9 protein-coding genes are annotated in these 11,861 nt (G+C 69.9%); 5 read left to right on the forward strand and 4 right to left on the reverse strand.

All coding sequences use genetic code 11. The annotated features are described in order from the left end of the window. Nucleotides 1-44 precede the first annotated feature (44 nt). Together ACFXGJ_RS11710 and ACFXGJ_RS11715 are read right to left on the reverse strand one after the other, a co-directional pair. Entirely contained in the window at nucleotides 45-3,461 is a 3,417-nt protein-coding gene (locus ACFXGJ_RS11710) for a BTAD domain-containing putative transcriptional regulator (protein ID WP_378619377.1), read from the reverse strand. Between the two features lie 77 nt (nucleotides 3,462-3,538). Continuing rightward, nucleotides 3,539-4,984: an MFS transporter gene (locus tag ACFXGJ_RS11715; RefSeq protein ID WP_378619379.1), complete on the reverse strand. Its 1,446-nt coding sequence runs from the start codon at nucleotides 4,982-4,984 to the stop codon at nucleotides 3,539-3,541. Nucleotides 4,985-5,217: 233 nt separating this feature from the next. Here ACFXGJ_RS11715 and ACFXGJ_RS11720 point away from each other — a divergent pair, with 233 nt between their 5' ends. From ACFXGJ_RS11720 to ACFXGJ_RS11730, 3 genes are all read left to right on the forward strand, one after another. Further along, a complete protein-coding gene (locus tag ACFXGJ_RS11720; protein ID WP_378619382.1) occupies nucleotides 5,218-5,871 on the forward strand; it encodes a TetR/AcrR family transcriptional regulator in 654 nt (217 codons plus the stop codon). 115 nt (nucleotides 5,872-5,986) lie between these two features. Continuing rightward, the gene (locus ACFXGJ_RS11725) at nucleotides 5,987-6,667 is read left to right on the forward strand and encodes a hypothetical protein (RefSeq protein ID WP_378619385.1); all 681 of its coding nucleotides are present in this window, start codon (nucleotides 5,987-5,989) and stop codon (nucleotides 6,665-6,667) included. Between the two features lie 109 nt (nucleotides 6,668-6,776). Further along, nucleotides 6,777-7,490, forward strand: a complete 714-nt coding sequence (locus ACFXGJ_RS11730) for an HNH endonuclease family protein (protein ID WP_378619388.1) — start codon at nucleotides 6,777-6,779, stop codon at nucleotides 7,488-7,490. Between the two features lie 9 nt (nucleotides 7,491-7,499). Here the strand turns inward: ACFXGJ_RS11730 and ACFXGJ_RS11735 are convergent, their stop codons facing one another. Next, nucleotides 7,500-8,300, reverse strand: a complete 801-nt coding sequence (locus ACFXGJ_RS11735; protein ID WP_378619391.1) for an alpha/beta fold hydrolase — start codon at nucleotides 8,298-8,300, stop codon at nucleotides 7,500-7,502. A 61-nt stretch (nucleotides 8,301-8,361) separates the two neighbouring features. After that, entirely contained in the window at nucleotides 8,362-9,600 is a 1,239-nt protein-coding gene (locus tag ACFXGJ_RS11740) for a saccharopine dehydrogenase family protein (RefSeq protein WP_378619393.1), read from the reverse strand. A gap of 139 nt (nucleotides 9,601-9,739) precedes the next feature. On the opposite strand from ACFXGJ_RS11740, the gene ACFXGJ_RS11745 reads away from it, so the two are divergent. After that, entirely contained in the window at nucleotides 9,740-11,332 is a 1,593-nt protein-coding gene (locus ACFXGJ_RS11745) for a flavin-containing monooxygenase (protein ID WP_378619397.1), read from the forward strand. Between the two features lie 25 nt (nucleotides 11,333-11,357). Then, entirely contained in the window at nucleotides 11,358-11,837 is a 480-nt protein-coding gene (locus tag ACFXGJ_RS11750; protein ID WP_378619400.1) for a hypothetical protein, read from the forward strand. Nucleotides 11,838-11,861: the final 24 nt, after the last annotated feature.

The following is an 11,861-nucleotide window of genomic DNA, read 5'->3' on the forward strand; positions in this document are numbered from 1 at the left end:
GCGCGACCGCGGATCCAAGATTCCGCCAAGCCGGCGGCCCGAGTTCAGGCGAGCAGCAAGCGTGCCTGTGTCGTCAGCCCCCGCATGCCGCGGCGCTGCGATTCCTCGGCGATGGCGGACAACTCACCGACGCGCTCCGGCGAGTCGGGAGCGAGCTGCGCGCGAAGCAGTCTGCACCGCAGCAGCGTCGGCGCACCCGAGGTCCGGTGCCCGATCTGCTCGGCCCGCTCCAGCAGCGCCGACGCCTGATCGGTCTGCCCGAGCAGCGCGTGCAACCGCGCCGACGCCTCCGCCACCGCACCGACCACCCCCACCTGCCCCACGGTCGCGATCCGGTCCGTGAACGGGTCGAGGAGTCCGAGGAACAGGTCGGCGTACTCGGCCAGGGACAGGTCGGCGATCACGTGAGCGATCAGCGTCTGATGCCCCAGCGTGGTCCACACGTCCGGCCCCGGGTCGGACGTCCAACGCGCGATACCGTCGGCCGCGGCCCGACGGTCCCCCCTCGCCGCCGCGATCGCGATATCCCAGGCCCGCGGCTCGACGAAGCCGGGGACCGCGTCGGCCAGCTCACCCTGCGCCCACTTCAGACTGTTCAGGGCGAGACCGTCGCTGCCCGCCGTGTACAGCTCGGTTTGCAGGTGAATCTGCCGCGCCGTGTCGTACTGTCGCGCGGTCCGCTCGAAGTCGCCGCGCCATTCCGCGAACGTCCCTTCCATCCACCGCAGCTGGACTCGGACCACGGGCAGGCGCAACAGGTCGCAACCGATGATGCCCTGGCGCACGTGCGCGGCGGCGGCCTCGGTATCGGCGAGGTTCATCTGCGTCATGCTCGCGACGGTGTGCACGATGACGTCGTCGACCCGCGAATGCTGGTGTGGCAGCTGGAGAAGTTCGGTCAACAACTCGACGGATTCACGACTGTGCCGCGCCACCCCCGAGAAGAGGAGTATCCGCCCCAGCAGTGCATCGGCCACCACGTCCGGATCGCCATGAGCGCGAGCCAGTTCGAGCGACCGACGGCTCATCCCGTCGGGCACCGCCGAATCCGGGTGATAGCAACTGCCGACGGCGAGTGCGGCGAGGACCCGGGCATGCGCGGCTCGATCGGACGCGACGAACGGTTCCAATGCGTCGAGGCGTTCGAGCAACGGCCCCGGATCCTGTCCGTACGACACCCACGGCCACGCCCCGGCGGCGCGCAGGAGGGTGGACGCCAAACGCCCCGCGCCCGACGTGCGGCCCTCGCGCACCGCGTCGAGCAGACCCGCCTCGACGACGTCGAGAACGGTCTGCCCGCGGCCGGCGCGCGCAAGCGCCTCCACCCGGGCCACCAGCAGATCGTCGCGATCGTCGGGCGAGCGATCCGGAGCGGGCAGCAGATCGAAGATCTGGACCGCGGTCTCCCACCAGTGCGCCGCGGTCTCCGAACTCCACCGTTCCGTCGCCTCCCGCGCCGCGCCGGTGCACGCGTCGAGCACCTCACGCGGATCCACCAACGGCAGCGCGGCGCACAGGTGTTGGGCGCGCCGACTCGAGCGGTCGGCATCGGAGGAGGCCGCGAGGATCTCGGCCACGCGAGCGTGAATGCGCCGGCGCCGCAGCGGGGGTATGGCGTGAAGCACCTCGTGCCGCAGCAGTCCGTGCGCGAAGACGTAGCCCCCGGACCCGGGGGCGGTCACGATGATTCGTTCGTCGGCCGCGTCGTCGAGGTAGTCGGCCAGCGTGTCCAGGTCGAGTCGGGATGCTGCGGCCAGGAGGTCGACCTCGACGGCGTCGCCGAGCACTGCAGCAACCCGAAGCACCTGCAACACAGCCGGTTCCACGGCCGCGAGCCGCCTACCCAGCACCGACCGGACGGCCATCGGGATACCGTCACCGAGTCGTTCGTCGCGCGGCAGCCGCGCGTACTCCGATACGAACAGCGGGTTGCCCGCGGTCCTGTCGGTCAGGACGCGCACCTCGACCGGACTGAGCTGCTCGCCGGCGACGTGACAGGCCAGCTCCTCGACCTCGTTTGACGCCAGTGCCGGCACCGCGACGTGCCGGTTGCCTTCCCCGCGGAGCACCGCATCGACGAGGGCGCCCACCGATCCGCCCTCGGGGTCGCGCAGCGTCAGCACGAACCACACCGGGTGGTGGCGGAGAGCTCCGACCAGATACGTCAGGCATCGCAGCGACGTCGGATCGGCCCACTGGATGTCGTCGACGACGATGGTCAGGGCGGGCTTGCCCGCGGCCGCCGCTTCGATCGCCCCCAGCACCCGCTCGTACACGGCGAACCTCGCCTCGTCCGGATCGACGTCGGTCGGGGGGACCAGCACCGCATCGGCGTCGGCGCCGAGTTCGCGCACCATGCGGCGGATCGGCCACCAGGCCGGCGCCCCGTCGTCCTCGGGGCACCGGGCCCAGACCGCCGCCCCGCCCGCCTCCGCCGTTCGCGCCGCGCATTCCTCCGCCATCCGTGTCTTGCCGATCCCGGCCGGCCCGGTGAGCGCCAGCCACCGCGTCGACCCGCCGAGGACGTCGCCGAGCATGCGCTCGATCACGAGGGTTTCGCTTCCGCGCCCCACGAACACCCGTCCCGGTTTCGCCGCGACGACCTGGGCGGCCGCGCCAGCTGCGTCCAGGTTCGAGGACGCGGACGCGGGTACCGGAACCTGCTCCGCCCCAGTCCATCCCGGTGTGCGCGGCCACGCCGCCAAGCCCGGGTCGTGACGGAGAATCGCACCTTGGAGAGCGTGCAGTTCGATCCCCGGCTCGAGCCCCAACTCGGTGTCCAGCCGAACGCCGTGCGAGCGGAACTGTTCCAACGCCTCCGACGACCGGCCCGCCCGGTGCAAGGCGAGCATCCGGAGCCAGCACGTACGGTCCCGGAACGGGAATTCGCTGCACAGCTGGGCGGCCTCGATGAGGGCGGGGGCGACCCGCCCCAGCGCGAGCAGCGCCGTGATGCGGGTCTCCCGGCACTCGGTCCGCACCTCGTCGAAACCGGCGGCCTCCACCTGAACCCAGGGCTCGTCGCTCAGGTCCTCGAGCAGCTGTCCCCGAACCGAGGCGAGTGCTCTGTCGGCCGTCTCGAGCGCCCGTTCCCACGCACCGTCCTCCGCGAGCCCCCGCGCGCGCTCGGCATCGTCGAGAAACGTCGCCAGGTCGACCTCGTCGGCCGAGACGTCGAGGACGTAGCCGGGCGGCTGCCGCACGATCGGCGACGTGGCGCCGGTCTCGACACGAAGCACCCGCCGCAGGTTGGAGATGTAGGCCTGGATGCTCGCCATCGCGCTCGCGGGCGCGTCGTCGCCCCAGAGGGCGTCGATCAGGCGGGCGGTGGACACCACCCGGCCCCGGCTGAGCAGCAGCACCGCCAGCACCGCACGTTGCTTGCGTGCCCCTAGGTCGAGGACCCGGTCGCCGGAGTCGGTTCGAGCCACCTCCAGCGGTCCGAGCAGCCGATAGATCATGCCCGCGCCCCCCGCATCTGTCGACTCCGGACCGCTCGAGTGTAGGGACCGAGGGGCGTCGGTGCGCGACAAAACGGTCATCGAAGCGCGGACACGACCTCGCGCCCACCGCCGGAGTCCACCCGCGCGGAACGCCGCGCCGGCAACGTCACCGCGCAGACCAGCGCGCCCACCGCCGCAACGAGCGCGGCAACGAACAGGGCCTGGTGCAGTCCCGAGACGAACTCCTCCGGCGATCCCCCGCCCAGCATCGACTGCGCGGGCAGGAACACCCCGAGGCCTGCCACGCCCACCGCGATGCCGGTCTGACGGAACGCGTCGTTGATGCCCGCGGCCAATCCCGCGTGGTCGGCAGTGCTCTCGCCGAGCACCAGCCCGCTCATGACCGGATTGAACACACCGGCGCCCACACACGCGACGACGAATCCAGGCAGGATCGCGTACTTCGAGCTGGACACGTCCACGACGGTCATCATCACCAGGCCGACGGCCACCAACATCAGCGAGCAGGTCAGCGTGATCGACGCGGGGATCCGTCCGTCGAGTTTCGCGGTGGCGCCCGCGACGACGAACATGGCGACCGTCGCCGGCAGGTACACCAGTCCCGCCGCGACGGGCGACAGGTGCAGGATGCTCTGCAGGTAGATCGTGGTGTAGACGAACACCGCGAACAGCGACGCCGAGATCGCGAAGGCGGCTATCTGCGCGCCCGCAAACGCTCGGTTCGCGAGCAGCTGCGGCGGCAACATCGGCTCGCCGGCGCGCAGTTCGTATCCGACGAATCCGACGAGCGCTGCGGCGCCGACGACGAGCGCGATCACCGGCACCGGCGCGGCCCACCCGGCCTCGTTGCCGCGCAGCAGCCCGAGGACGAGGGCACCCAACCCGAGGCAAACCAGAATCTGTCCGATGACGTCGGCGCCGCGCGGATTCGGATCCCGCGATTCCGGCACCCACCGGAGAGTGACGACCAGGGTGAGCAGTCCGATCGGAACGTTGATCAAGAAGATGGCACGCCAGTGCACCAACTCGGTCAGAAGGCCGCCCACCAGCGGCCCGACCGCGAACGCGCCGCCGATCGTGGCGCCGTACGCGGCCAGCGCCGTCGCGCGCGCCGGCCCCTTCTCGAACACGTCGGCGAGCAGCGCGAGCGAGCAGGCGAACAGCAGGGCGGCCCCGACACCCTGCGCGGTGCGCGCGAGGTCGAGTACCCAGATGTTCGGCGCCAGCGCGCAGAGCAGGGAGGTGAGCGTGAACAGCACGATTCCGACCAGGAACACGTGGCGACGTCCGCGACGATCCGCCCACGATCCCGCGCTGAGCACCACCGTCGCCAACGCGAGCGTGTAGGCGTCGACGACCCACTGCAGTCCGCTGACACCCGTGTCCAGGTCTCTCGCGATCGACGGCAGGGCGGTGTTGACGACCGCGATGTCGAGCATCAACATCGCCGTGGTCACGCACACCACGGTCAGGGTGGCGCGCCGCGTGGCCGCGCTCTTCGGAATTGTCTCGACTGGCATGGGCCGTCCTCGGTGTGTCGTGGGAGAGGTGCGACGTGCTCGCACCGCCACCACCGTGCGCCCGCGCGCTTGGCGCGCATCGGGCGAAATCCTTGGAGCCGCCTCGGAAGAACAAGATCCGCGCGCGCCCGTCCAGACCTTGCCTGCGGCACATCACGGCATTTAAGGGTTCCCCCTTGGGGAATTCATCAGTTTCCCTTCAGGCAGCGAGGTCCAGCCCCTACAGTCGCGTCATGACGAACCCCGGACCTCGTTGCGCCAGCATGACCCTCAGTGACCGGATACTGACCGCGGGTGAGGTCGTGATCGCCGAGCGCGGCGTCGACGCGTCCCTGGAGGAAGTCGCTCGGGCGGCGGGGTCGCGGAACAAGTCAGCGGTGCACTACCACTTCGGCTCACGCGACGGACTGGTCGCCGCGATCGTCCAGCGGCGGTTGACCGAACTGGAGACGCGCCGACTGGCGATGCTCGCCGAGCACGAGGCTGGGTCCGGCGGGAGTGACGTACGGGTCCTGACAGCGATGCTGGTGCATCCGTTGATCGAAATGGTGCACACGCCAGGCGCTACGCACTGTGCCCGGTTCTTCGAACGGGTCCGCCACCACCCGTCCGTTGCCGACGAGATGAACCTGTGGGACGAGAGTCGGCCCGCGGTGCGCATCATCGTCTCCCGACTGACCCGAGCGATCGCGCCTCTCCCACCGGAAGCGCGCCGCTACCGACTGGAGGCGATGGCCACCACCCTCCTCGCGCTGGTTGCCGACTACGAGCGAGCACACCAGGGGCAACGCCACCCCGGTATGCAGAATCCGTCACCCGACGATCTCGTCGACGTCCTGACCGGGTTGGTGACATCGCCACAGTCCGCGGCCGTCGTCGGCGCGTAGAGAAAGACGCGAGGGCGGGGAATCGACTCCGAAGCCACGGCTCCCCCTCGACCCCCATTTGTTTGTGATTGCGCCCCAGCCCACCGAGAAGCCCAGCGGCAGAATGGATCCCAGGATGAAACTGATGTACGCCCTCTGGGGCTCACGTTTGGCCGACGCCTTGCGTTCGGACGATCTGCACAGGGAGCTTGCCGCACTCGGCGCCACCGAACTCCAGGTCAACATCGACGATGCCGAGGTGGCCGCCGCTCAGCTCCGACTGACGACGTACGAGCAACCAGTGGGAGCCGTCGTGAGCGTCTGGACTCCACAAGCGGCCTCGGCCGTCACCGACGTCCTCTCGTCGGTCGCCGAGCGAGTCGCAGGATGGAGAGTCCAGGAGAGTGCTCCACTACCGCCGCCGGCGAGCGCCGACGGGGTTCGCACGGACGCCCTCGCCAACATCGCCCTTCTGCGGATTCCCGCCGGGATGGACCGACGGGAGTGGCTCCGCCGCTGGCAGGACGACCACACCAGCGTCGCGATCGAGACCCAGGCCACGTTCGGGTACGTACAGAACACGGTGATCGAGTCGCTCACCGAGTCCGCACCGGTCGACGCACTGGTCGAGGAGCTGTTCCCGATGGCCGCGATGACGGACCCGCACGCGTTCTACGGAAGCGACGGTGACGACGGCGAACTCCAACGGCGCGTCATGCGCATGATGGAGAGCATCGGGTCCTTCGGGGCCGATACCGACGTCGACGTGATCCCCACCAGCCGGTACGTGTACAACCTCGCCCCTCGACGACGGTAGCGGCACCTCCTCGGCCCCGGCCCGGTCCCGCCCGGCGACCCAGCCGGGACCGGAACCGTGTCGGGGTCCGATGCCACACTCGCCGGACCACCGACTCCGGAGGACGCCGATGCCCACCTCTCGAACGCTCGGTGCGCTGGCCCCGCTCGCCCTGATCGGCGTTCTGCTGGCCGGCTGCGCCGTCCTGCCCGGCCGTCCCGAACCCGGCCCCGCACCGGGCAGCCCGACACGCGCACAGCTCGATTCGCTGCTCCGCACCGTCCGCGTGATCGACGCCCGAACCAAGGCCGGCGGCTACGAGCGCGGGTGCGGATCGGGTCAGGCCTGCGTGTTCGGCCCCGCGTGGTCCGACGACCAGGACGGTCCCGGCGGGCACGACGGCTGCGACACCCGCAACAACGTGCTCGCCCGGGACCTCACCGACGTCCGCTTCAAGCCGGGCACCCGCGACTGCGTCGTCGTCGCCGGCACCCTGTCGGATCCGTACTCCGGGCGCACCCTGACCTTCAGCCGCAGCGACGCCAAGGCGGTGCAGATCGACCACGTCATCCCGCTCGCCGCCGCCTGGGACCTCGGCGCCGCGCGCTGGCCGCCCGACCGACGCCGGATCTTCGCCAACGACGTCACCTTCAACCTGCTCGCCGTCGACGGCCCCGACAACCAGGCCAAGGGCGACTCGACGCCCGCGGCCTGGCTGCCGCCGAACCCCGCCTACCACTGCTTCTACGCGGGCAAGTACCTCACCGCCGCCACCCGCTACGGCCTGCCGATCACCGCGGCGGATCGCGACGCTCTCGCGCGGATCGCCGAGTCGTGCGCCTGAACCGGGTGTTCACCCACAGGCGTGCGGCCGAGTCCACTCGAGAATGGTGCGCGCGACCCGCTCGGGATCGTCCAGCATCGGAACGTGCCCGACCCCGCCCATCACCCTCCAGGTGGCTCCGGGAACGAGTGAGCGCCAACCGATCCCGTGAGGACGCAGCGGGATGATGCGATCCCGCGTCGGCCAGACGATGAGGACGGGCGCGTCGCCCCCCGGATAGGGCCCGGCAACGGCCACCTCGTGGAAGTGCTCGAACAGAGTGGAGTCGGCTGTCGCACACAGCGATCGAACGGCTCGGCCAGCGCTCAGACGCGCGCCGTCGCGCGCGACGTCGCGGAATGCGAGCCGTCGCATCCACGGCACCCTCATCGCGACGGGGAGAATCGGGCGGATCCTCCGCACCAGATTCTGCCCGCCGGAGACCGTCCGCGCGACGGCCGTGCCGCCTTCCGGGGTCCAGCCGCCCGCCAGCGAGATCGCGACGACCGTCCGGGCCCGTCCCCGGCGTGCGAGTTCCATCGCAACCAGGCCACCCAGGGAGTTTCCCGCAATGTGCGCCGTCGGGACGGACTCGTCGTCCATGGCCGACTCCACCGAGTCGACGAGGTCGGCCAGCGTCATGACCGGCGCAGTTGCCGGGCTGCCCGCATGACCGGGAAGCGTCGGGGCGAGGATGCGATGGTGCGGTGCGAGCAGTGGAAGAAGCGGTTCCCACACCCGCCACGACATCGTCGCTCCGTGGAGCAGGACCAGCGGCTCGCCGGCGCCACCCACAAAGGACGGAGCGACGGCCGGCCGATCGTTCGTCACGCCCATGTTCTCGATTCCCTTCTGCTGCCCGTAGTTCGGGACACGTCGTCGGGGCCGGAACCTATGCGGCCCCGCCGGCCCGTTCGAGTTCCACGACCACGCTGGTGCCTGATCCGTCTCCGCCGACGGTCGCGGCCAGGTCGTGGAAGAAGCGGTCCGGGTCGACGACCGCATCCGGCGGGTGCACCCCCGCCCGAACTGCCGCGCCGTCGACGATCTGGGACAGTCCCAGCGCCAACGGAATTCCCGTGGCCCTCGCCATGTCCGAGGTCAGCGACGCCAGGCCGGTGCCGTCCCCGGTGTCGTCCCCGAGGTGCGCCAGTGCCGTGTACCGCTGCCCGTCCTTGATGCCCATCGCGGCCGCAAAGAAGGGCGGCAAGGTGCCCGGCGACTTGAACTTCGCGGCCCGCGCCATCGAACGGACCCCCCGCCGAAGCGACGGGCTCGCCAGATCCGCCGCCGCGGTCTCGTTCGTCAGTCGTCCCTTGTCGATGTCGGTGCGCAAAACATCGAGGTAGGCGGCCGTCCCCGGCGTGATGACCATCAGGTTCGCCGAGTCACCGGACGGCCGAAGCGTGCGCCGAAGCGTCACCGGCTCGGGGTGCCCGACTGTGTAGGCAGTTCCGCTGCGCCCGCCGGGCAACGACAGTGAAACGGCCCGCAACGGCGCCTCCTGCGCGATCTGCCCATCCCGCACCACCGCTACGGTCCCGCTGATCTGCTGCATCCAGTGCACCGCCGCCGCAGACGGTCGGCCGTCCGGACCCGTCAACTGGGCATCCGCGTCGTCCGCACTCCCCGCACCCGGACCTTCGACCGGCCAGGCCGTGTAGACGTCCACGACACTGTCGAGCTCGCGAACCGCCCGCGCCGCGAGCAGATTGCTCACGCCCGGGCTCGCCCCCATGCCCACAATTGCGCAGACGCCCGCCTCGGCCGCCTCGGCGTCGAGTTCGAGCATCTGCAGCGTCGGCTCCCAGTCGTCACAGATGTCGAGATAGTGCGTGCCCGTCTCGATCGCCGCCCGCAACACCGTCAGCCCGAATCGGTAGTACGGGCCAACGGTGTTCAGCACCACGTCGACCCCGTCGAGTGCCGCGTACAGCTCCTGCCGATCGGTCACGTCGACCTTGCGGGGCGACACCGGCGCACCGATATTGGACACCTCCCGGGCAAGAGCGTCGGCCGCAGAGTAGTCGCGATCCGCGACCACGATCTCGGCCACGCCCGGCAGCCGCACCGCAGTCCGAACGGCCTCCGCGCCCATCGCCCCCGCACCACCCAGCGCCAGAACCCTCATTCCGCCTCCTACCCGAGTCGCTTAATTGCTCGTTTCTATTACGTTCGACCTTAACACGAACGTTTATGTACTGTGCCATTCGTAGGGACCGAACACACCGCACCCAGAGCGGCGGGAAGCCGCAGAATCGAGGAGCGCAATGACCGACACCCGGAAACCGGTAACGAGGCCGCGGCCGAGCGCGACCCCCTCCGCCACGTCGCACGAGACGGCCACCGCCGGCGCACCGCTCACGGACGCGCATGCGAACGTCCTCGTCGTCGGCGCCGGATTCGCTGGCCTGGGAACCGCAATTCAGTTGCTGCAGAACGGCTTCGGCGACGATCTACTCGTGATCGAACGAGACCACGAGGTCGGCGGGACATGGCGCGACAACACCTACCCGGGTTGTGCGTGTGATGTCCCCTCGCACCTCTACTCGTTCTCGTTCGCCCCCAACCCCGACTGGAGCAGGCGGTTCGCCCCCCAGCCCGAGATCGGCGCCTACCTTCGACGATGTGCTGACGAGTTCGGGGTACGTCCGTACATCAGATTCGGATGCGAGCTCCAACGCGCGGAATGGGATCAGGAGAACCAACTCTGGCGCGTCGAGACGAGCAGAGGCCCGCTCACCGCGAACGTCGTCGTGATGGCCCAGGGACCGCTCTCCGAGCCGTCGATCCCGCCGCTTCCCGGGCTCGGGAACTTCGCCGGCGAGTCCTTCCACTCGGCCAGGTGGAACCACTCGTTGGACCTGTCCGGCCTTCGGGTCGGAGTGATCGGTACGGGGGCGAGCGCCGTGCAGTTCATTCCCGAGATTGCGCGAAAGGCCGCGCACCTGACCGTCTTCCAGCGAACGCCGTCGTGGATCACGCCGCGCCACGACGGGGCGATACCGGCCTGGTTACAGACCCTCTACCGGAGGCTGCCGGTCCTGCAGCGCCTCACCCGCAGGTTCGAGTACCTCACCCGCGAGGCGTCCGTGCCGGCACTGATGGGCAACAGGATGCTCCGCAACGTGGGCCGCAAGTCGGCCGAGGACCATCTGAAGCGCCAGGTCCGCGATCCCGAGCTTCGCCGGAAGCTGACACCCGACTACGAACTCGGCTGCAAGCGCGTGCTCCTCTCCGACAACTACTACCCCGCACTGGCACAACCCAACGTCACGGTCGTCACCGATCCGATTCGGGACATCGGCCCCGACCGCGTGCGGACCGGTTCGACCGACGGCGGCGTGGCCGACGAGCACGCCGTGGACGTCCTCGTCTTCAGCACCGGTTTTCGCGTGACCGACGCGTCTCATCCGCGGGTGATCTTCGGGGCCGACGGGAGTTCCCTCGAGGACGTGTGGGGCGGCAGCCCGCAGGCCTATCGAGGGTCGACCGTCGCCGGGTTCCCCAACCTGTACCTGATGGCCGGACCCAACACCGGCCTCGGGCACAACAGCCTGATCTACATGATCGAGGCCCAGATCGCGTACCTGCTCGGCGCTCTCCGATTCATGCGGGCGCTTCGGCTGCGATCGGTGGACGTCGAAGCATCCCGGCAGGAGGAGTACAACGCCGACCTGCAGAGACGGCTCGCTCCCAGCGTGTGGGCAAACGGCGGATGCACCAGCTGGTATCAGGACGAGAGGAACCGGATCACCACGATCTGGCCGGACCAGACCCGGCGCTTCCGCAGGGAAACGTCAGAGTTCGACGCGGAGAACTACATACTCACCACGTCGGAGAACGCCGAGGTCCCGGGGTGACCGGCTCACAGAGCGGAAGCCCGCCGTGCGGAGCCCGTTGAACCTGCGCCCGGCTCGGCGGCTGGTGGCGATCGAGGCCTCGGGGGCGGTGCTCTACGCAATGGTCACCCTGCCGTTCACCCCACTCGACGAGCCGAAGGTTCCGGACTGGGTGTCGCTGTCGGGGCTCGCGCTCCTCCTCGCGGTGCTCGCCCTGAACCTCCACACCTGGCGACGGGTTGTCACCGGCGGCGTGTCGCTCCACCGGGGCGGGCCACCGGTGCACACAGCCCGGCGGATGGCTGACCAACTGCGCGACGAGAGACGGCTGCGACGCGTGGCCGTCGTCTACGTCGTCGTGTCGATCGCGCTGCTGCCCGTGCCGCAGACCTGGGTGACGTTCACGTTCTCGCTCACCGTGGCCACCGCATGTCTGGCCACTGTGACACTCGTCGCGCTCGTGTGCAGTTCGGAGCCGAGCACCCGACGGACCTCGGGCACCTCGCGGACGGTCCGTCGATCTTGACCTGATCACGAACACCGCCGACAC

It is taken from the genome of Rhodococcus sp. NPDC059234 (genome assembly GCF_042754225.1).
In the GTDB taxonomy this organism is placed as follows: domain Bacteria; phylum Actinomycetota; class Actinomycetes; order Mycobacteriales; family Mycobacteriaceae; genus Rhodococcus_G.